This is a genomic window from Oribacterium sinus, from assembly GCF_014202695.1.
Classification (GTDB): Bacteria; Bacillota; Clostridia; order Lachnospirales; family Lachnospiraceae; genus Oribacterium; species Oribacterium sinus.
In genome coordinates this window covers 161,539-184,054 of record NZ_JACHHH010000002.1, presented here as the reverse complement: position 1 = coordinate 184,054, position 22,516 = coordinate 161,539, and the positions used below count along the sequence as shown (strand labels likewise).

At 38.1% G+C, this 22,516-nt stretch carries 19 protein-coding genes; 3 read left to right on the top strand and 16 right to left on the bottom strand.

Annotated elements, in window-relative coordinates:
* Window positions 1-7: 7 nt before the first annotated feature.
* Both nusB and HNQ46_RS02545 read right to left on the bottom strand, forming a co-directional pair.
* Window positions 8-565, bottom strand: coding sequence for a transcription antitermination factor NusB (gene nusB, locus HNQ46_RS02550; protein ID WP_183682608.1), 558 nt, complete (start codon window positions 563-565; stop codon window positions 8-10).
* A complete protein-coding gene (locus HNQ46_RS02545; RefSeq protein ID WP_040649042.1) occupies window positions 558-941 on the bottom strand; it encodes an Asp23/Gls24 family envelope stress response protein in 384 nt (127 codons plus the stop codon). The genes nusB and HNQ46_RS02545 overlap by 8 nt, the downstream gene beginning before the upstream one ends.
* Window positions 942-1,458: 517 nt before the next feature.
* Between HNQ46_RS02545 and HNQ46_RS02540 the strand changes: the two genes are divergently transcribed.
* Complete coding sequence (locus HNQ46_RS02540) at window positions 1,459-1,689, top strand: BrnA antitoxin family protein (protein ID WP_183682606.1); 231 nt, start codon at window positions 1,459-1,461, stop codon at window positions 1,687-1,689.
* Window positions 1,690-1,711: 22 nt separating this feature from the next.
* Here HNQ46_RS02540 and HNQ46_RS02535 read toward each other — a convergent pair whose 3' ends face one another.
* The 4 genes from HNQ46_RS02535 to rfbH form a co-directional block, all read right to left on the bottom strand.
* Window positions 1,712-2,707 (bottom strand): hypothetical protein, encoded by a 996-nt coding sequence (locus HNQ46_RS02535; protein WP_183682603.1) that lies wholly within the window; start codon window positions 2,705-2,707, stop codon window positions 1,712-1,714.
* Between the two features lie 57 nt (window positions 2,708-2,764).
* Window positions 2,765-3,226, bottom strand: a complete 462-nt coding sequence (locus HNQ46_RS02530) for a Panacea domain-containing protein (protein ID WP_183682600.1) — start codon at window positions 3,224-3,226, stop codon at window positions 2,765-2,767.
* Window positions 3,227-3,382: 156 nt separating this feature from the next.
* A complete protein-coding gene (locus tag HNQ46_RS02525; protein ID WP_243155815.1) occupies window positions 3,383-4,306 on the bottom strand; it encodes a cell wall-binding protein in 924 nt (307 codons plus the stop codon).
* 347 nt (window positions 4,307-4,653) lie between these two features.
* Window positions 4,654-6,009, bottom strand: coding sequence for a lipopolysaccharide biosynthesis protein RfbH (gene rfbH / locus HNQ46_RS02520; protein WP_183682597.1), 1,356 nt, complete (start codon window positions 6,007-6,009; stop codon window positions 4,654-4,656).
* A gap of 331 nt (window positions 6,010-6,340) precedes the next feature.
* Between rfbH and HNQ46_RS02515 the strand changes: the two genes are divergently transcribed.
* On the top strand, window positions 6,341-6,625 hold the full coding sequence (locus HNQ46_RS02515) for a DUF7724 family protein (protein WP_183682594.1): 285 nt from the start codon (window positions 6,341-6,343) through the stop codon (window positions 6,623-6,625).
* 227 nt (window positions 6,626-6,852) lie between these two features.
* Here the strand turns inward: HNQ46_RS02515 and HNQ46_RS02510 are convergent, their stop codons facing one another.
* The 3 genes from HNQ46_RS02510 to HNQ46_RS02500 all read right to left on the bottom strand — a co-directional run bounded on the left by HNQ46_RS02510 (window position 6,853) and on the right by HNQ46_RS02500 (window position 11,028).
* Complete coding sequence (locus HNQ46_RS02510; RefSeq protein ID WP_183682591.1) at window positions 6,853-8,931, bottom strand: IdeS/Mac family cysteine endopeptidase; 2,079 nt, start codon at window positions 8,929-8,931, stop codon at window positions 6,853-6,855.
* A gap of 320 nt (window positions 8,932-9,251) precedes the next feature.
* Window positions 9,252-10,313 carry a nucleotidyl transferase AbiEii/AbiGii toxin family protein gene (locus HNQ46_RS02505; protein ID WP_183682588.1) on the bottom strand — a complete coding sequence of 354 codons (1,062 nt, stop codon included), beginning with the start codon at window positions 10,311-10,313 and terminating at the stop codon, window positions 9,252-9,254.
* A gap of 1 nt (window position 10,314) precedes the next feature.
* A complete protein-coding gene (locus HNQ46_RS02500) occupies window positions 10,315-11,028 on the bottom strand; it encodes a DUF6577 family protein (protein ID WP_183682584.1) in 714 nt (237 codons plus the stop codon).
* Window positions 11,029-11,780: 752 nt separating this feature from the next.
* Here HNQ46_RS02500 and HNQ46_RS02495 point away from each other — a divergent pair.
* Window positions 11,781-12,953, top strand: a complete 1,173-nt coding sequence (locus tag HNQ46_RS02495; protein ID WP_183682581.1) for an IS110 family RNA-guided transposase — start codon at window positions 11,781-11,783, stop codon at window positions 12,951-12,953.
* Window positions 12,954-13,348: 395 nt separating this feature from the next.
* Here HNQ46_RS02495 and HNQ46_RS02490 read toward each other — a convergent pair whose 3' ends face one another.
* The 7 genes from HNQ46_RS02490 to HNQ46_RS02460 all read right to left on the bottom strand — a co-directional run bounded on the left by HNQ46_RS02490 (window position 13,349) and on the right by HNQ46_RS02460 (window position 22,506).
* The gene (locus tag HNQ46_RS02490) at window positions 13,349-14,092 is read right to left on the bottom strand and encodes a hypothetical protein (protein ID WP_183682578.1); all 744 of its coding nucleotides are present in this window, start codon (window positions 14,090-14,092) and stop codon (window positions 13,349-13,351) included.
* 115 nt (window positions 14,093-14,207) lie between these two features.
* Window positions 14,208-15,323 (bottom strand): hypothetical protein, encoded by a 1,116-nt coding sequence (locus HNQ46_RS02485; RefSeq protein WP_183682575.1) that lies wholly within the window; start codon window positions 15,321-15,323, stop codon window positions 14,208-14,210.
* Window positions 15,324-15,735: 412 nt separating this feature from the next.
* Window positions 15,736-17,838, bottom strand: a complete 2,103-nt coding sequence (gene aepX, locus HNQ46_RS02480) for a phosphoenolpyruvate mutase (RefSeq protein ID WP_183682573.1) — start codon at window positions 17,836-17,838, stop codon at window positions 15,736-15,738.
* Window positions 17,839-17,991: 153 nt separating this feature from the next.
* Entirely contained in the window at window positions 17,992-19,086 is a 1,095-nt protein-coding gene (locus HNQ46_RS02475; RefSeq protein ID WP_183682570.1) for a DegT/DnrJ/EryC1/StrS family aminotransferase, read from the bottom strand.
* 31 nt (window positions 19,087-19,117) lie between these two features.
* Window positions 19,118-19,639, bottom strand: coding sequence for a GNAT family N-acetyltransferase (locus HNQ46_RS02470; protein ID WP_183682567.1), 522 nt, complete (start codon window positions 19,637-19,639; stop codon window positions 19,118-19,120).
* 72 nt (window positions 19,640-19,711) lie between these two features.
* Entirely contained in the window at window positions 19,712-21,055 is a 1,344-nt protein-coding gene (locus HNQ46_RS02465; protein ID WP_183682564.1) for a CDP-glycerol glycerophosphotransferase family protein, read from the bottom strand.
* Between the two features lie 11 nt (window positions 21,056-21,066).
* Complete coding sequence (locus tag HNQ46_RS02460; protein WP_183682562.1) at window positions 21,067-22,506, bottom strand: lipopolysaccharide biosynthesis protein; 1,440 nt, start codon at window positions 22,504-22,506, stop codon at window positions 21,067-21,069.
* Between the last annotated feature and the right edge of the window lie 10 nt (window positions 22,507-22,516).

Genomic DNA, 22,516 nt, shown 5'->3' with positions numbered 1-22,516 from the left:
TATCCCACTATCCTCTCTTTGGCGCTTTTTCCTCTTTAGCTTTTGATTTTACGATATGGAAAGACTTTTTCTCCGCCTTTCCGGATTTGCTCTTAGAAGACTTGCCCTTCTCTTCTCCCTCACCCTGCTTTCCGGTGATACGAGCCAGGACACCATTGACAAAGGAGCCGGAATCCGCTCCCCCGTACTTCTTCGCAATCTCCACCGCCTCGTTAAAAACCACCTTATCCGGGGTTTCTTCCTGATACTCCAGCTCGTACAAGGCCAAACGAAGAACGGTTAAGTCTGTTTTTGACATACGGCTGGTGGTCCAGCCCTCTGTTACCGCGTTGATTCGCTCATCCAAATGAGGAAGCAAGTCCAGAATCTTCATAACTTCCTGAGACAAAAATGCTTCTTCCTCTTCAGAAAGATGCGCTTCTTCCTTCTCCGGAAGTAAAAAATCCTCATCCTCTTCCTTGCTATAGGAATAATGGCTCAGCTGCTCCCGCTTTCCCTCCTCCGGGTAAAATAAGGTGGAAAACAAGAGTTTGAATTTATGGTCTCTTTCTTCTCTCTTATTCATTCTCTTTATTCACCACTCCGGAAATCTTAACATTGACCTCTCTAACCGTTAAACCGGTCATACTGTTAATGCTGGAAACTACTCTCTCCTGTACAGCCTTGGAAACCTCGGGAATCGCATAGCCATAGCAAATGTTTAAACGCAAATCCACAGCCACTTCCTCACCGGAAATCTCCACCTTGACACCGCGAGCCAGATCCTTGATTCCCATACGGGAAACCAGCGCACCGGACCAGCCTCCATCCATGGAGTCCACACCATCTACCTCTGTGGCCGCAATGCCGGCAATGATGGAAATGACCTCATCCGCAATGATTACCTCTCCAAAACTATCCTGATCCTGTTCTTCCACTCTATATGCTCTTTGTTCTTCCATGAAGACCTCCCATAAATAACAACAATCTTTTGGAAATTTTACCATAAAAACAGAAAAAAGGAAAAGAAAAATCGTTTTCTACGCAATATAGGCCTGAAATCAGGGGCACGCTCCCGCTAGCCTCGCCCTGCAGGGGTTCTAAGCTTTTACAAAACAAAAGCTAAGAACCCGCGGGCTCAGACTACCCCTTCTTTCAGACCTATATTGTCGAAAATCTATTCCATTCGCTTGGTTTTTTACATCCTCCGTTTGCCTGGCAAAGAATTTCAAGGCTGAAAATTCGGCTATAATCAGACCATTTTACCTCAACTCCATAAAAAAGACGCTAACAACTAATCACCGCATTGCCTTTCTAGAGCACCGTATAAAAAGCTATATTTCGCTTGCAATATAATTATTTCATAATTATTCTACTTTTTATAGAGTCGTATTTCATCTGTAATTCAAGCAATCCGTATTATCTCATCAAGGAAGGCACTGAAAGTGAAAAAGCAAGCTATGAAAGGAGTGTAAGGTGATGAAAGATAGAGATGAATTTTTAGAAAACGAATTTGATTTTAGCAAGGCTATAAAAAATCCGTATACTAAGGCTCCGAAAAAGCAGATAACCATTAACCTTGACGAAGAAGTAATTCTCTTTTTTAAGAACAAAGCAGAAAACACAGGGATTCCGTATCAGACTTTAATTAACCTATATCTAAAGGATTGTGTGAAAAATAATCGTAAACTGGAACTATCTTGGAAATAGAGGCCTGTAAAAATGCGAACTATCAGTCCACCTTACTTTTCTCTTCAACATCTTCCGAACTATGAGATATCCAAATATTCCTTCGGTTTTCTTCCAGCTTATTAACTTCCTGAACTAAAGTAAAACACGTCCTTTCAAAACGTGGTTTTAAGACTTTATATTTTGTAACGTAGTTGAACTTTAGTTCATTCTTATAATATTCCACCAATTTTAATACTACTGTTGGCTCTTCTTCCTTTTCATCCTCATATGGATCATAGTCAGGAGTAATCATAATTGGTTTCTTGGTTTTAATCACAGTTCTATCCGTATTATCAGCAGCGAATAAATATATATATTTACAGCCCACCAATTCAGCTGTCTTTAATAAATGAGGCACAATCAGCTCCCAGAAAATATATACGCCCAATCTAAAATCAAGACTGATTTTCGGGATATAGCGCTTATTTTTACACAAGAACTTTATATCAATAGCCGGAAAGGTTTGATGCACATTCGTCGTATGCTCCTTCTCCTCCGTATCAAGAAACAGATCTCTTTCCGTTTCCTTACTTGCTGCTTTGATTTCTGCTTGATTGATTAAGTAAGATACCCGATCAGGTGATTCTATTACCGTATATAATGCATTCAAGGCATCGACGTACTCTTTGTCCGCTTGCTCTTGCTGAATATCAGAAAGATTCCTTCTATAGTTCATTTGATAGGCCTTGACAAGTCTTTCAAAGGGCTCTTTTTCTTCTTCGTTAAGAGAAACACCTTCAAGATCACTATAAAGAATCCCACAATTTAGAGCAAAAAAGCTTACAATCACATTTTCCACTTTATCTCTAACCAGATAGACTTTAGTGTCTCCCGCTTCGTCATCCCGCCATGCCTCATTCTTTAAGTAATTCGAAATATTGCTACCACTTGTTGCCTGTTCAAAGGCTAATATTTCTTCCTTGTTGTGTTCCGAAAAACGTAGACTTTCTAATTCCAGTCTATTAAAGAGGTATCTTTTCTGTTCATCAATAGTCAAAGTAGTCCTCCTAACCATACAAAATAGACCCACAGGCAATACCTGTAGGTCTATTCACTATGCAAATACAACGCCCTTTCTCCGTAACTTCTCTTTTGTCGCATCAACAGTGATTGCACTTAAGCTCATCTTCTTATTTCCCGGCGCATCCGGCTCTAATCCTTCACGTGCTTTTACCCAAGAGCTTTCTGCATGGGACAAAGTACTCAATTTCCATGAATCATACTCATCATAACGTTCAAAAACTTCACGAAGCAATTTAGCATCTTCTTCGCTCAGTTCTCCATATTCTCCGGAAAACATGTCTCCTCTAGAATACTCGGTTCTAACCGCTTTAAGTACCGGTCCATATTTCCACGCTTCAAAATCCCCATTAAAAAGAGGTTTTCCGGAAATCATAAGAGACTCCCTCTGCGAAAAGTACATCATCTTGTGCATTCTCATCTGGTCCATGCCACAATGATGCTTTTCCTCATATAGTTTATTCAAGTATTTCGCAACTGCTAATAACTGAGCCATATAATCTCCTCCTCTCTCATGGTTTGTCTATTCAGTGTACTCCCACCAAAGCCATTTTACAATAGAATTCCTCCAATTAGCTACTCAAAATTTCTCCAAGTAACCATTCAAAAAATCCCTTTGCTTAGCCACCCAAAAAACAGTTAAACAGCATCCTTATTTCGCTACATCCGCGTCTTCGTCTACTTCCTCTTCTTCGTTGTCATTTTCGCCTTCGTCCTCCGGCTGTTCTTCATCCGGGACTTCAATGGGGTCTTCTTCTTTTAAATCGTACTGTTCCATGTCCACTTCCACCTTTTCCTGCCAAGGGTTTACCGGGCCAGGGACATAAATTCCCATCATAGTATTGCCATAGTGAGCCTGAAAGGTTCCGTTGGGAAGAGCGGTGATTCTGGGAACGGAATTTTCTTTCAGTTCTGCCTCCGCCTTAGCCAAAAGCTCATCCAGCACAATACTGGGCTTTGTTCTATAGGTGCTTTTGGAAAAATACGTAGGCTGACCATTTGATCCAAGGAACTGCCCCTGAGCATTGACAGGATATTGGCCATCCACCTTGGTATTTACCGCCATACTGCCGTTTTCCGAAAAATAATAGGCGTAGCCGTCAATCACAGCCCAGCCCTTCATCATTTTCCCAAGATTCTTCTCTCTGTTATTGAGAAAATACCACCGCTCCCCATCCTTTAACCAACCGATCAGCAGCTTTTCTCTTTGGGGACTGATGTAGTACCAGTCCTCCTTATCCGAAATCCAGCCGGTTAAAGGCGTTCCGGCTTTGGTGTGATAGCCCCACTCTTTGTTTTCATAAACCCAAACGCCCTGCTCTCTTTCCTCCGCATGAACCAAAATACTGCAAAACAGACATAAAAACAAAAGAAACAGGCAGGCCAAGCCACGTAAAGCAGGAATAGGGAGGAGATTGTCTCCACTTTTCAACTCTTCGCCTTTTCCATAAAATTCCGAATTTTTCTCATCAAAAATAACGCGCGCCTTGCTAATGGCATAGGGCTTATGAGCCTGCTGCATTTTCTCTGTTAAGATTCTATATTCTTCTCTTCTTTGATATGGATTCCTCTTCATGATATATTCTTTCCCCTATTCCTTGGATTATTTTTTTATTCAAACATTATTTCTATTAGAGCATTATTTCCATTAGATTATTGTTTCTGATGGATTAATGTTCCTATGGAATCATTGCTTCTACTGAATCATTATTCCTATAGATTATCGGTCGGAATTGGGAAAAGAATAAAGGAGCAGTAAAACCAGAGAAGAACATTATACAGTATAGGTCTAAAACGGGGCACGCTCCCGCTAGCCTCGCCCTACAAGGGTTCTAAGCTTTTACAAGACAAAAGCCAAGAACCCGTGGGCTCAGACTACCCCTGTTTTAGACCTATACTGCATTGTTCTATTTAAACCTTGTTTTACTGCTCCTTTAGCGCTTTTACCCCTGCGGAAATCTGCTCTGCCATATAGCTTAGCATTTCCTTGGTCATTCCGGGGTAAACGCCAATCCAGAAGGTATGCTCCATAATATAGTCGGTTTCCGTTAAATCGCCCACCACCCGATACGCATCGGTGTTTCGAATCTGGTTAAAGCAGGGGTGCTTAATCAGGTTGCCGGAGAACAGCAATCGAGTCTGGATATTTCTTTCCTCCAAATAGGCGGTCAAAGCATTTCTCTTTACCGGAGAATCCTTCTTCACGGAAATCAAGAAGCCAAACCAGGAAGGATCCGCATTTTCCGCAGACTCCGGAAGAATCAAGTCCTCGGAAAGAGAGCTTAACTGTTCCCGTAAGAAAGTCCAATTTTCCTTACGCCTTTCAATAAAACTTGGGAATTTCTTCAGCTGCTCTACACCAACCGCCGCCTGCATATCCGTAACCTTCAGATTATAACCGAAGTGGCTGTAGGTGTATTTGTGGTCATAGCCCTTGGGAAGCTCCCCGTACTGCCCCAGGAAGCGGTGCTTACAGAAATTATCCTGTCCGGAGGGGCAAATGCAGTCCCTTCCCCAATCTCTAAAGGACAAAATCAACTTGGACAGCTGAGCATTGTTGGTATATACTGCTCCACCCTCTCCCATGGTCATGTGATGAGGGGGATAGAAGGAGCTGGTTCCGATATCTCCCCAGGTCCCTGTAAACTTTGTTTCTCCGTTAATGGTGTAACGACTGCCTAAAGCATCGCAGTTGTCCTCCACAAGCCAAAGAGAATGCTTGTCGCAAAATGCCTTTACCGCCGATAAATCAAAGGGATTTCCCAAGGTATGGGCAATCATCACCGCCTTGGTTTTCTCGGACAAAGCCTCCTCCAAATGGCGAACATCAATGTTGTACTGGGGCACGGTCACATCTACAAAAACAGGCACAGCCCCATACTGCAAAGCAGGCGTTACCGTGGTGGGGAAGCCGCAGGCTACGGTAATGATTTCATCTCCCCGCTTAATCTGCCGCTCTCCAAGCTCCGGTGCGGTCAAGATCATAAAAGCCAGTAAATTGGCAGAAGATCCGGAATTTACCAAATAGGCATGCTTCACCCCGATCCACTCCGCAAACTTCTTCTCAAACTCATCCGCAAAGCGTCCGGTGGTTAGCCAAAAGTCCAAAGTGGCATCCGTTAAGGACAGCATTTCCTTCTCATCAAACACACGGGATGCATAGCTCACTCTGTCCCCCGGCTCAAAGGGCTTCTTCTGCTCCTTAAAGCTATGGTAATACTCCGCCACCAATGCCTTAATCTCTTCCCTGGCCTCCGCTTCATTTTTCCAATTCTTCATTTATAGTTAGTCTCCTTTATTTCTTGGTTTAAACTCAAACTTTTCTGATGATACTATACGTTTTATTAGCTTTTGCTGTTGGAAGTACCGTAAACAGCAGTAAAACCATCGCAAGAAAGCTATCGTTAAGAGTAAAGGAGAATCCTTTCCTTTGCAAGGTATTTCCTCTGAAGAAATCTTATCTTTTCAGAAAATATAGGAATAAAGCAATCACAAAACAATTATTCTCTTTTCATTTAACTTTGCCATAGCATCTTTTCTATCAGGCTATTACTCTCTATAATTTTTTGTGATAAAATATGTAAACTGTAGAAAGCACAAGGAGAAAAGAATGGAAGAAAGAAAAGATATGGCATTTCTAAGCAATTCCGGTAGCTATAGCATTTTCCAATTTCAGGACGATGTTATACGCTTTATGACCTCTCCTCGATTAGAAAAATATCAGAAAGTTCTAGAATGGGATGCAGGCTATTTGGTTGTAATTGCGAAATATAAGGACTTAGCAGAAATGGAAGAATATATTGATTTAGTTCCTATTCTGGAAGATCTTTCTTATGATGTCGATTCCTTTCTATCTCATATTAAGGAGGTGAAAATCCGTGAAGCTACAGGATAAAAAGAAAGTGGAGGCACTCTAGTAGCACATAGCGGTATCCTCTCCCAAAGAGACATCCGCCTTATTCAAAATTTCATAAAAAAGAATTACAAAGAAATGTATTTAACATGGCGTGAATTATCGGATCAAGATTTTTACGGAAAAGAGGAGGGCTAATCTCCCTCCTCTTCCTGTTCAAAGCAATAATCCTCGCAAAGCCTGCAGGAGATTGCTCCTTATATTCCTTCTTAATCTTCCAAGTCTTCCTCACCACCGAAACGCAGATACTGCAAACTATTTATTCTCGCACCTTTCACCTCTTCACTGATGGCATTACTGAGATAGCTGAGGTTTCCATTGCCCTTTACGACATAGCGCTTCATGGCCACATCCGTTTCCACGCCGGTTTCATCCTGGTCGTCTGAGTCCGTCACATACACGGCACGGAGAAGACCGCTCTCATCATATTCCGCTCCCCAGAGGGTAACCACATGATTATAACTGAAAGTCGTATAAGACAGGCAAACAACGAAGTTATTGGATAGGTAATGCTGCAAACTATTCCCCAAATCACTCAAGCTATTTACAAACTGCATACCGGTTTGCGGTTTAGTTCCTATAATTCCATATAAAAATCCGCCTCTTGCATCCGGCTGCAAATTCTTATCCTCTATATTGGTTTTTCGGTCTTCCTTAGGAGTATAGCCATTTAGGAAAAGATCCATAAGCGGAACCGTATAATAGCCCGTCTCATTATTGCCATACATTTCCTTAAAATACTGATAAATCAGGCTTCCCTGTTGCTCCACATCCTGATTCAGCATGTCCTTTAAGCTATATGTATTGGCGCCTACCGTTCTAATAACATCCCCGTTATCTTCGATATAGTCCTTGATTTCTTTTTTATTCTGCTGCAAATACCAATGCAGGGTGTTGCTGGCTGCTGCCGCAAAGCAAAGATTTCGATCAATCTCTTTATTCGTTCCAAAGGGGGCTTTGTTCACATCAAAATAGCCCTGTCTCTCCTCAAAGGGAGCTTTGTAATCAATGTAGCCATGATCCTCCGTCTTACGAAAATCACCATTTTCTCCCAATTTTGGAGCCTTAACCCCTTTTACAAAAAGGACAGTCCGCTTTTCTCCCTCCTCTGTTTCATATTCTACTATATTGTTGTTTTGTCCATTTTCAATTTTTTCTAAAAGCTTCTTTCGCTTGGCAAGCTCTTTTTCCGCCTGCTTTCTTTGCTTTTCTGCCCTTCTTGCCAACTCATCTTCGGAAAATGTATTTTCTTCATCCTTTACTTCAGAGGAAAATCCTGTATTTTCTTCGGTATTGCTTACAGAACCGGATTGGCCATCACCAAAAAGCTTGCTTTGATTTGAGTCGGTCTCAACCGTAGCGGAGCTGTTATCGGCGCCTGAATGGAAGCCTCCGCCAACAGAACTTGAAGCAGAATCGGAAGCACTGGCGAAACTCGAACCGCTACCGGAACCGAAGTCTCCAGAGCTTGAACTACCACCGGAACTTGAGCCACCGCCGGAACCGGAGCCGCCACTAAAACCGCCTCCACCGCCGGAACCTGAACCGCCGCTAAAGCCGCCTCCGCCACCGGATCCACTGCTTCCACCGGAGCCGGCAATCCCCTTAATCACGGTATTTTGTACTTCTCCATTTGCATTTATCTGCTGGCCATCCGCAGTTCCCGCCTTAGCTTCCTTTTCTACCTGTGCAGAACGCCGGGAAGAAACGCCTTTCCCTTCTTCATGTACCGGCTTGCCATCCTGAACCCACTGTCCATTTGCGGAAATGCTGTATCCGTCCGGAGTCTTCTCCTCTGTAGCCATTGTTCCATTGTCCTTTAGAAAATAACAATAGCCGTCCACCCAGGTCCAGCCCTGAGCCATCTTTCCCCAGTTCGCGGTATCCGTCTTCAAAAAATACCATTTTCCGTCTGCCAGAATCCAGCCATCCTGCATCTTCCCGGTAAGAGGATCAAAATAATACCAGCTTCCGGAAATCTCCTTCCAGCCCTTCTGATTCTGCCCTTCCACCTGATACTGCCACTGTCCCTCTGCCTGCACCCATTTTCCCTCTGCTTGGGCCGTTAGGGAAAAGAACGGAAGGGTCAGAGCCAAAGGAATTGACAGCATAAAGGAGCGAGAAAAAACAGATAAGGGATGGCCTCCGTTCTTTCTTGCTCCTATAGTTTTATCACTATACTTTTGTATATGTTTCCGCACAAGCTTCTGTGAATGCCTTTCAGCTGTATTATAAGCTCTATGTTCTGTCAAGCCGTCCATGACTTGACTATCCTGATCCCATCCCATAATGCTTCTCCTTCTAAAAGCGAGCCCATTTTCCTAGGATAGAAACTAACAATCTTCTTCCAATCATATTTCTTAGGAATGGGCATCGCTTAAACTAATTTTGCAAAAATGCAAAATAAAAATCGTACATAGTACAGAAGATTGAAGATATACTATACTACATACAGTTTCGGCAAAATTGCAAAAATAATAAACAGTTTTCACAAAAGGAAATCCATTTAATTATTTATTCATAGTAATCGTCACGAAGTCAAACACTGCTAAACACTAAAAAAGCAGCATTGACAGCTACACTATGCCTATTCGAAACTGAGGAAAAGTCAGGGGAGAAATTCCATCTCATCTGTAAACAAAATCCTATCTGCCTTAATCGCATATGCGTAACCGATTGGATTGATTTTCTTCTGCTCTTTCAATGCCTTGAGATTTTCATTCAAGAAAGTCATTGTTTTATATTCAGACGAGTCTATTTCCTTTACAAACGGCTGATTTTTCAACAAACATGCTGCCAAATACATCACAATAGGAGCCTTTTGAGAAGCAGTCTCTGCAGAAAAATCGTCATAATAAATATGGTTTCGAATATCCCGGATTCCCTGTAGATAAAAAGTATAATCTTCCTTTTCTATTTTTCCTCTGGACGAAATACTTGCCGCAGTCATAAAAGTGTCCATTAGTGCATCTTCCGGAGTAATATCAATTCCCCGGTATGCAATCTCATTCGGCGCCAACCGGTAGTAGGTGTCTCTGACCAGTGAATAATCTTTTGCGACATCAATTAATGTCAATACGTCGTAAAACTGCTTGATGATTTCCATCTCCTTATTTTCATGAAGAGGAATACCTATCGTATGGGGTGCAAAAGCAGTCAACTTATCTCCCAGTATGCACTCAACGCTTGGAATCATAACCTGTAATTGCGGCTCTTCTACTTTAATCAAGTCACTCTTTATTGGTCTCTTAATAATCTCTGTATACCCAGGTTCTTCGAATAAAATATCTAGCAAAATATAAATATTCCTGTGATTAATGGGTGATTCATAGATAAACTTAAAATGTCTTTTTTCAATACTATTTTTTCCTACTCTCCTTTGTTCTTCAACGGAAACAAAGGGGAAAATCTTAGATGCCTTCTCGATGTATTCATCTACATTAGTCCCCGGCTTTACAATAATATCAATGTCTGTTGACAGTCTTAATGGATGCTCTAATAACAGCATGAGGCTGGTTCCACCCTTAAATACAAATGGCATTCCAACGGTTGTAATTGCTTCAAGGAGACCAAATGCATACACGCAGCGTTCTAACAGAAGTGGATCTCGTCTACTCTCTGTCTGCAAGTTTCTGATATGTTCTTCTGTAAAATTATTTTTTGTCAGCATATCACAATCCCATTCTTAAATCCGTTTTATCTATATGTAGCAACACCTTGCTCTTTGCATTCCTCCTGCTTGCATATCGAAACAACTTACTCTCATCAATATAAAAATCCCGAAACGCCTGATGAAAAATATCATCATACTCCCCCCTACTGACACAGGATAAGAGAAGCTTATCTACCACAAGATCTACCAGCATCTTTTCAAGCTTTGTTTCCCAGACAGCTCTTGCACCCTTCGGGGATTCAGACACCAATTTTTTTATAATAATCATATCATCTGACCAATACTGATGAAATGTTTCCACGGAAGGATTCAAGAGAATCTTACCGGTATATCGTTCTTTCAAGGAATCAAAAACATAAGTTCCCAGTCCTGATTCCACTGAAACAAATATCACATTATGGGCAATCTGATGATTTACGAATTCATTTAATTGGACCAGTTCAAAAACGCGAAAATCAAGTTCCGGATATTGTTCCTCAATCTTTTTTGCAAGTTCTAACGATAACTCCGAATACTGATAAGAGTAATTTCTCTTCGAATCCTCTGCTATGTGATAGCTATTTCTACCTACGCGATAAATATCCCCATTCTCCAATAACTTCTGAAAATTATATCTTCCTGAGTCTTTCCTTTTATTTTTATTTTCTTTCTGAAAGGCAGTAATAAAGTCTTCTCTGGAAAAGTTTTTTTGATGCGAAAGATTATGTACCATATTATTCTTTGTCCCATCTCTATGTTCTTCAAGTCGGCAAATTTTATATTTTTTGCCGTTTTATAGTTATAGTATATAATGATAGTTATATAAGTCAACTGTAAGTCGGCAAATTTTGTATTTTTTGCCGACTTACATATTTTGATGCGGAGAAATCGCTATTTCGGAAAAGTGGAAACTGCCTGTCCTGAATAGGAAACCGATGTAAATGGTATATATCCTGTCATCTTTTTTCTCTCCACAAAATTGGAGACAATCGTGAAAAGTGTGAAAAGTTGAACGCACTTTTTCCACTTTACAAACTTTTTCCACTTTGCACACTATCTCAGGGAGGAATTCAAGATGAACACAAAACTTGCTACAAGCAGGATGCGAACAGGACAAGCGGATTATTGCAAACTTAATTCTTTATTTATTGCAAGCTTACCAAGTTTAATAGCCGGAAGAGACATAAATGCCACATCTGAAAGATTGCTCTCTTCTTTCTCTTCCATAGTTAGTCTCGTATTATTAAGTTATAGCTTTTCTTTACCTGTTCTTGGTAATCAGCTACTATTGTTATCTGATGCTGTGGATTGGTTTCTAACTCCTACCGCACGACGGTTTTCGAAAGGCTCCAACCACAGCCTCTTTGTTACATTGTTGATCAGTTAGATACCGCATGACGGTTTATGTAGAACGAGGATACAATCAGCAAAGAGCCCTGTGGGTCGATAACAGCATCAAATACTTATTACAGGAGGATTTACTAAATGATTTACGTTGGAATTGATGTTGCTAAGGATAAGCATGACTGTTGTATCCTTGGGCCAGATACCGAAGAACTTTTCCAAGTCTTTACGATACGGAACAATAGCGATGGCTATGGAGAATTATTCCACAAGATTGAGTCAGTCTCCAAGGACAAATCTCAGATAAAAATAGGACTCGAGGCTACCGGTCACTATTCCTACAACATCCTGGGATCACTTCTTGACCATGGCTACCACACCTTTGTCATCAATCCGTTACATACAAATCTTTACAGAAAAGGTCAAAGCCTTAGAAAGACGAAAACGGATAAAGTCGATGCCCGCTCCATTGCTGAAATGCTTGTGACTGATAAGACACTCAAGCCCTATACAGGTACATCCTACCACAGCGAGGAGCTTAAGTCATTAACTCGTTATCGTTTTGAGCTTGTCAAAGAACGGGCGAAACTGAAAACTTCAGTATCTAGGCTTGTAAACATCCTGTTCCCGGAACTTGAGTCTCTTGTTCCGACTCTGCACATGAACTCGGTATACCGTCTTCTTCAGGAACTGCCGGGAGCATATTTTATCGCAAGTTCCAATCTCACCCATCTGAAAGCTCTACTTGCTGATGCTTCAAAAGGGCACTATGGTCGTGAAAAGACCATCGAAATCAGAGAGACTGCAAAATCTTCTATCGGATCACTTATGCCTGCTAAATCAATGGAACTCAGGCAGACAATCCATCGAATTGACACACTGACTTCCGATATTAAAGAAGTCGAGCAGTCCATTCAGAAAATCATGGATGAGTGTGGTTCTCCAATTACAACTATTCCCGGCATCAAGTATCGTATGGGGGCAATGATTCTAGCAGAGATTGGAGACTTTACACGCTTTAGCAATGCAGATCAGGTTCTTGCTTATGCAGGACTATCTCCGTCTACGTACCAGTCCGGAAAACTAATATCTTCTTATGCTCGCATGGAAAAACGTGGCTCTAAGTATCTGCGTTACGCACTTTTCAATGCTGCTATATATGTTTCTGGATGGGACGAGCGATTCAGGCTCTATCTGTCAAAAAAGCGGGCAGAGGGCAAGCACTACTATGTCGCAATAAGCCATGTGATTAAAAAGCTTGTCAGAACCATCTTTCGGATGGAAATAACCCATACGTCATATCAGCCTTTATAAGTTAAATTAGCTCATAATCTTTTCTGAGAGCATCATCGCTGATGCTCTATTCGTCATACAGTTTTCAATGTACTAATCTATCTAAAATACGTTTCCGTATTTTATTCTAAAAATCTTAATCTTATGCTTGACTATTAATAGTTAGTCATACAATCTTTAATAATGTCAGCCAATTGCCCTGTTCGCATCCTGCTTGTAGCGAGTTTTGTGTTCATCTTGAATTCCTCCCTAAGATAGTGTGCAAAGTGGAAAAAGTGCGTTCAACTTTTCACACTTTTCACGATTATCTCAATTTTTGAGGAGAGAAAAAAGATGACGGGTTATTTACCATTTACCTTTGGGTGGCTCCCAACTGCGGACTGCCGGCTCTGAATATCAGATGCAGTGGCTCTATTTTATCGGAATCGGTGGCTCTGCCACCACGGAATAATCATTCTTTTTTCAATTTTATAGGCAACTCTATTCTCCATACATATCTTATAAGACTTGTACCCCAGTATGCTAAAAATCACTAATTCTATTACAATTATAGCACCATAAACGACCCAATTAATAATTGGTTCACGAAATTGGATAAATAGCGATACAATATTGGAAAAAACAGGAATAGCAATATAAATACAAGCGAACCTTGCAATAAAAAAAACATTAGATCTTCCATAAGAAGACTTCAGCATTCCTAAATCTCTTATCCAGCGTTCAAAGCAAAGAGGAGATGACAGTTTAAGATTTGAATGCTCTATTTTCAACCAATCTTCTATAACCTTCTGCTTATTATCCCACTCCTCAATATACTGCTTCTGCAATGAGTCAGTCGTTGTACATAAAAGTCTTACCTTTTCTTCTAAAAAACAGATATAATCCCCAGCTCTTTTTAATCGTTGTGACTCTGCCAAAATCGTAAGAACCGCATATACGCTAATCCATGGAAATAATAGTAGTAAGAAGAATTGTATTATAATTAATTCATTTTTATAGTTATATATTATAGAAGATAGTGCACCAGCTGCCACTGAGGCTATATCCATAGTTGTAAATATGTGAGAATGAGCACTATTAATTTCTTCTCGCATAGCATTATATTCGAGCTTAATAAACTCAAACATCTTATCCTTATAATCCTGTTCATTTTCTACCATAAACGTCCCTTTTACATATTGTTCAACTACAATAAAAGATCATTTCTATAATAAAGCGGCAAAATCCAAAAGAATTTAAGAGCGTAAATAATTAATTATTTTTATACAACTCTAATCATTCCTCCAGTCTTGCCATAAAGCTTTCTAAAGTAAAGATCGTTTGAGACCGCATCTGCTCTTCATTATTTTCAATAAAGGTAGCAATTTCTTTTTTATTCTTGGGGAGCGGAATAACCTCCTTTATTTCCATGAATTTATCTTTTGCCAATAGCTCGGCGATATCCTTAAAGCTGAGTGTTTCTGACAGCTCAATGGAAGCCACTATATTATCTTGATGAAATTTGGTTTCATAAAAAGATTCATAAAAACGCAAAGTATCACTTTTTAATTGTATCTCTTTTATCCCTAACTCTTCCTGTATACCTCGAAATACCGCTTTCGATATGTCCGGAGCCCCAGTCTCTTCATCAAAATCCGTCTCTGATAGAGCTTCTGTAACAGAAACATATATCCATTCTTTATCTTCCGTAAATGCTGCTTTTTTTGATCTCTTAGTTAAGAGAATCATATTGTCCTTGGGAATAATTAATATCAGACTAATTCCAAATGAGTTTCTTGACCAACTATATACTCCTGCCATATCCTTTTGAACAAGACTACTATCAAATTGAATTTTATCGAGTAATCTCCCAATAATTTTATGTGTATAATAATCTGTTTCAAAAAAATCTATAGATAATATTGGTTGTTCTCTATTATCCGTCGTTCTTGATAGGCCATCTATATGATTTACGCCCAATGTCTTTCCATTAAAATAGTTACCTTGTGTTTTATCACAAAAGGATTGAAACACTTCCCTACGTATTTCTTCTAATGTTTCAGATAACGAATTGCCTTTAATGAAGCTATCAAATGATTCCGTCCATCTATCCACAGGGGAAAAACACGCCATTTCTTTATCTTCTCTGTCTACGCCCACAGGCATCGCCAACAAAAATGTCTTTCCTGAATTAAGGCTTGCTTTAATATTAAAAGGAGAAAAAAAGGGAAAACCACTGGAAGTAATGACTACATCCCGGTGTGCCCCATTATAAAAGTCATGATAATCACAATCTATCGTTCGTTTTTTTAACTGCTTAGAAGCTACTCCTGTAATCCAGTCTAATAACTTATTTGCAGCAAAACCAAGAATAAAAGTGCCTATTGATATAGCAATACTTGTAACATTCATTTTCTTACACCTCCTAATAAAAGGACACCCGGATGATTAGGGTGAATGTTCTCATTACAAATCCTTATAGCAACCAAATGTTCTATTGTCAAAGCTATATATCCTGTACAGAGGTATATGTGTTAAAAAATAAAAGTATCGTTAAGCATTTTTCAATACTCTTAGAACATTTACCAGCAAATACATCAGTGTATTTCATCAATCCATAAGACTATGTCCTTTATAGATGCTTTTAACTTAGGAGATGATAGCAGGGGGAATTTCCTGTTGCTGCCGAACTTTCCATAAAGAGAGCCTAAAATCCACTCTGCATATGGGCGGCTTCCTTTACCTCCTTCTAATCCAGTAGAAGTAGAAATTTCTTGAGAGGTCATGCTTTGCAAAAGAGTCGTCTACTTTTTGATTTCCCTCCTCAATTTTCCTCTGGAATCAAACGGATAATTTCACTAAATGGCATAAGTAGTTTATCACACTCTTCTGCTCTTTCATTTACAAGTATAGTCTTCGCTGCATTTTCCATTGCAGGAACTGATGCGCGCATTAACTGATTCGCATATATCACAACATTTACACCTCGAGCTTTAAAGTCTTCTTCTTTTACTGTATTGAAACTAGTTGGCACAACTACAATGTAGGTTTCTTTATCTACTGTACGGAAGCGTTCTACAAAAGTAAAAATCTCAGCTGGTTCTTTCTTTCTACTATGAATCATAATAGCATCTGCTCCTGCGTCTACAAAAGCGAAAGCTCTATCCAAAGCATCATCCATACCCTTTTCCAAAATTAAGCTTTCTATACGAGCACAAATCATAAACTCCTTTGTTCGCTGCGCATTCTTTCCGGCACGAATTTTCTCTGAAAAACTTTCAATCGAGTCCTGTGTCTGTTCCACTTCAGTTCCAAAAAGGGAATTTTTCTTTAAGCCCTTTTTATCCTCAATAATTACCATGGAGACTCCAAGTCGCTCCAAGGATCGTACAGTGTACACAAAATGTTCCTTGATTCCACCTGTATCTCCATCAAAAATTATAGGCTTTGTAGTTATTTCTGTAATATCTTCGATTGTTCTAAAACGAGAACTCATATCCACGAGCTCAATATCAGGTTTTCCCTTTGCAGTAGAATCACAAAGAGAACTTATCCACATGGCATCGAACTGGTGGGCTGCACCTTCTTTATATACCTTAGTATTCTCAACAATCAACCCAGTTAGGCCGTCATGCGCTTCCATTACCCTCACAAACCCCTTCATATTGAGCTCTCTACGAAGACGTCCTCTACGAAAATCTGGCATGGCAAGCTCTGCCTTACTTCGTTTTTCTAAATCCCTATACTTCTCATCCCTAACATATGGAAATTCCACTAGTTTACCGCCGTACTCTGCCAATACACTACATACCTCATCCCTAATCGGTTTTTGGAAATCGTGCTGCCAATCATCTCCGTGTATAACAAAATCTGGTTTAAAGTACTCAAGGTTCTTCCGATAAGAAAGGCTATCCTGTTCAACAACCCTATCTACTCCTGCAATATTTTCAAACATTTCTTTTCGTTGTGAAAAAGAAAGAAGTGGATACCGTTTATAGGAAGAAACCACTTCATCCGTAAGCACTCCTACAATCACCTTACCTATTCTTCTTGCTTGGCGAAGTAACTCAAAATGTGCATTATATAAAATGTCCGATGAAAAACAAAGATAAACCGTTCGATTTTTAACTCTAGAAAGAAGATGTACGACTACTGCAAGATCCTCAGGATTATCTACTTCTTGACATAATTGGTTATCTATATCATAAAATTTAAGATTCATTTTTGAAAGTACAGTATTTAGGGCTTCTTCAGCATATTGTTTTTGCCAAAAAGTCACAAACCTAGCATTATGTCCCAGAGGCTCTCTTCCATCTAAGTTTTCTTTCTCTTTTCTACCTTGCTCCTCATCACCATCATCTCTTCGTTCACAGAAATCTATAATAGCAGAAAGCCAAATCTCCCAATCTTCCTTTGTAAGTTTGTAAAATGGCTCAACACTATATGAATAGTTAAAGCCAGAAATACCGACCTTACTAATGTACCCATCAAGTATTTCAGCTTTAAAATCCTTTTCGGGAAGTTCCTTCGTAGTACTCCCTGCCATAAGCGATCCTTCCTGCTCTAAAAAACTAAAAAACACAGCGTTTTCTATAACAAGGTCGCCATGCATGAGTAAGAGATCAGTATCATTTAAAAATGCTCTTGCAAGATAGATAGAATAAATGTAATTGGTATCCTCATACAAGGGATTGCACACAAAGCTAATATCTAAATCCAAGCCAAGGCTTTCCACATAATTTATCAACTTATCTTCGAACGGGCCGGTAGTAATCACAACCTCTTTGATACCAGATTCTTCAACCTGCCTAAGTTGCCTACTGATAATGGTTTCCATACTGGCTATCTCAGTCATACATTTGGGATGTTTACTAGTCAAATCTCCCATACGACTTCCTTTACCAGAATTTAAAATTAATGCTTTCATTTCTTGCTCCTTTTATCTTACAAATTCTATGCTCTAAGCAATTTGATTCCTTGCCGGAAAGGCAAGAAACTTCATGATGTAAACTTTCATCAGCCATAAGTACACTCAGACAAATAATACTCAATTCAAACTTATAACTCTTTAATCCAATGATTAATACTCATTTATCACTTTTATGACAAAATCAACATACTCCATCTTCATTCCAGAATAAATAGGAATACTAACCTCATGTTTAGATAGGTTAGAAGCATTTGGAAACTCCTCCCATTCATGACCTTGTGCCGAAAAACATTCTGCCATAAATGGTGGTATTGGATAATGGACTTGCGTCCTTATTCCTTTGCTTAACATATAAGCGTTAAATCTTTTTTGGTCATCTACCAGTAATGGAAAAAGATGAAAAACATGAGATGCTTTTGCAGCTATATATGGCAAACGCACTTTATCATTTTTTATCTCCAATAAATAACGTTTTGCAATAGCTTGCCTATTTTCATTAGACTCATCTAAGTGCTTTAAGCCTACAGATAAGATGGCTGCTTGTATTTCATCAAGTCTGCTATTTCTTCCTATACTCTCATTATAGTACTTTACTTTGGATCCATAGTTGCGTAACATTCTGATTTTATCTGCTAAATCCTCATCATTAGTCACAATTGCTCCCGCATCTCCTAGGGCTCCAAGAGGCTTTGTTGGATAAAACGAAAAACATCCAATAGTTCCTTGTGTACCAGTATAGTGCTGATTCCAGCAGCTTCCATGACTTTGCGCACAATCTTCAATAATATACAGTCCATATTTTTTTGCAATTTTTTCTATTGTATCCATATCGCATGACTGCCCATATAAATGCACTGGAAGAATCGCCTTTGTTCTGTTTGTAATTCTTTTCTCAATTTGATTAACATCTATCAGATAGGTATCTTCCGTTGAATCAACATAAACAGGAGTAGCACCATTCTCTGTAATCCCCAAAGTCGAGGCAATATATGTACTTGCAGGAAGAATAACCTCATCTCCCTCATGTATATTCAATGCTCTTATAGCAAAGAGCAAAGCATCCGTTCCGGAATTTAACCCCACACAATGTTTAACTCCTAGATAGGCAGCAAAATTCTTTTCAAATTTCTCTAACTCTGAACCCAAAATATATTGTCCAGAATCTACACTATGAAATATTGCTTCTTCATACTCTTTCGCAAAAAGATTATAGTTTTCTTTAACATTAATGCACTCAATCATCATATTTCCCTTCTACAATAGTATTCTCAGATATCTAAGCATTAGCAAACACCACCATTCGAAGTACATTAACATAGTCTCCGTAATGATTAAGCGCCTCATCTTTTAAAATAGCTTCAACTTGAAATCCTGCCTGTTTCATAAGTTCTATCTCGTCAATATTTTTTTCAAAAACAAATGTATATATTTTATGCATTTTATATTCTATAAAAGAAATCTCTAATAATTTACGAATTGCAATCTTTTGACTTTCAGTATTCCACTCTTGATCATTTGACGTAAAAATACATAGCTCACATCTCTTATTGACATCATCAAAATCCTTTAAATAAACTGTAGCAATTGGATACGAGAAGGCCCCGAAGTCTTCATCCATTCTTTCTACAATAAATTGTCTATATTTCCCAGTCTCCACAAAATGTTCAAAAAAGTACTCATTTGATTCTAGAGTTATCGGTCTTTTATCAAAACAATGACTGGATACGCTCTTTGAATTTCTCCACTCAACTATCAATTTCCCGTCTTCTCGTGTTACTGGTCGCAAACTAATTTTCACTCTTTGTATCTCCTTTCATTCGCTTACTAAATATATAATCTAAATTATATAACTAATAAATTCATTTTGCTATTAATCAAAAATACATCTTTCCCTAAAATCCTTCAGAAGTTCTGCTTTGACTTTTTTTACACTATCAATATAATCCTTCCCAATTATTTCTTCTTGTGCTTTAATTCGTTCATTTCTTTTTTGATCTTTTCCACCCTTCAAAAGGTTAATAATTTCTACTATTTCCTCAAAAGAATTAGCTGTATAATTAACTTCTAGAATTCTCTTGAAAACCTTTGTTTCTGTAAGTGTAGATTTTTCAGATGAACAATATATTATTGGCTTTCCAGTCAAAAAATATAATGAAATTAACGAAGAATAGTCTGTAACCAGTACATCACTTCCCCATAGAGTACCTTCATAGTTTTTATTCTCATCAAGTAAAGCATTTGTAGCATTATTTAGAAAAGACTGAAATGAACATACCTCTTCTTCTTTTATGGCTCCAATATTAATTAAGTTTCCAAACATTAATTGATGTGGTCTTACAACAAAGTCAATATCCGTTCTACTCTTTATAAGTTCAACAAACTGTTTTTTATATCTAAGAAAGTTTGTACCTCCCACACCTGGATCCAAAGTCCATCTGGGGGTCCAAACAACTCTAAAATTGTTTTTTGAAAACGACCACACCTCAGTTACAAGATCTTTTTTTCGAAAAAAATTAGCAAAAGCAGGACAGCCTACAACAACTGTTTTAGCAAGGTTTCTGTTAAATATTTCAGAAAACTCATGCTTCTGATTATCTGCTTCCTCATTACTTGTAGCAAAGAATATTCCACAAAATCTTCGAAAATCGCTACTTAAACAAAAAAAATCATGGGATAAAGTTAACCCTCCTATATAACTGGTGTAACATACACAACTATAGCTAGAAACAACATAAGAGCGATAAAGTTGAGGCAAATATTCATCATATGGTCTAGTATAAAATACATATAATGGATTAAAACTTTTAACATTATACCAAGATTTTCCATCAATATACGAGTCTATAACTTTTACGCCTTGGTAAGAACATGCATTAATCAGATCAAAGGTATCATTTTTCAAACTAGTTCTTCTTACTTTGTCATCACCATACCAGGAAGGTACGCAAAGTAGCATTATTGAAAAATTTGTATCCTCTCTAATCTCTTCAAAGATAGGTTTCGTTTTATCCCATACATTTAAATCTTGTAAAATAAAAACAATTTTAACAGGAGCCTTATAATGTATTTTCTTTTGTTTTTCTAATACTCTTATTGCATACTTATTAAGAATAATATTTCGCACACCACAATATCTTTGCTTTAAAATAGTGTAGAATTTATATATCCATTTATTTTTTTTTAACTCTCCTTTTATATTCCTCAATAATATCATTTCACTTCCTCCTACTTTTTCTTTAAAATTGGACGTAACTCTAAAATGATTATTTTTCTCTTAATAAAAAGTAACAATGAAATCACTATTATTGCAGTATACCGGATATACCTATATGGAAATAAAATCATTCCTAAAAATCCAAATACAATGAATAATAGTAATATAATTAATAGGGCTTTAATATTGAAGAGTTCCATAACTTCCGGGCTACTAGTACATGATTTTCGAGCAAAATAATAATTACATAATGCAAAAATACAATACGAAAAGAATGTAGTATATCCTGCCACAAAATAACCAAAACGCGGTATATACAATTGATTAAGAATGACATTTAATGCTGCAGCCAAAATCGATCCTACAATCAGCTCAGATTTTCTTTCCATATAAAACTGAAGATTAATAAACAATTGTGCATAAAATAAAAGAAGTAAGCTCATTGCGATTGGAGGAACCACCCAGATTGCCTCTATATATCGAATACCTCCAAGAATCATAATTATTTCAGGAGCCATCCAAATTATGCCTAATAGTAGAGATGACATTAACACAGCAATTATCAGAGATATATTCACATTGTCTTTATATTGTTTTTCCTTTATCTTCCCATACATCCATGGAGTATATGCTCCATTGATAGATGTTAATACAAAATTTAGTGCCAATGCTAATTGTTGGGCAACACCATATATTCCCGCTTTATCTGTCCCACAAAAATAGTCTATCATTAGACGATCGCATTGACCAAAAAGTACTTGAGATAAATAGTAAACTATTAATGGCACATTAAACCCTATTGCATAACGAATATATTCTTGCTTATATACGATTCTCCCATGTATATAATTTCTTATGTAAATCACTAAACCAAACATCATTGTAATAACTGCAAATCCTATAATTCTAGCATATCCTTTTTCCTCGGAATTAAGCACAAAAATCAATCCACAAATAGGAGAAATTAATGCCATAGAAATAGTAACTAGAACAACATTTTTATATTGAAATTCAAACCTATTTTTTCCAAACCAAAACTGAATAGATGTAGAAAATAAAATTTCTCCTACCATAATCAGAATAATGCTCATGGGCAATTTAACAATTTTAACTAAATATCCATTAAATGGGAAATATATGAGAATGAATAATAAGCTAAGTACAGTACAAAGTGTTTGTACTGCACAAATATATCCATCCCTATCATTATCAAACTTTACCATTGCTCTTCCAAATGTTCCATATGGCAGATTTAATGTAGTAAAAATAGATAGTATAGCAGACCAGGACGTGTAAATATTATACTGCCCATACTGTGTTGTTGTTAATAGTCTTGTAAAGAGTGGTAATGTAAGGAACGTGATTGACTTTTGGATAATATTGCATATCAAATATGCCAAAGATGCTTTGGCTTCTATGTTAGCAGACCTCAGGCTTAAAAATCCCTTCACTATTTTTTCT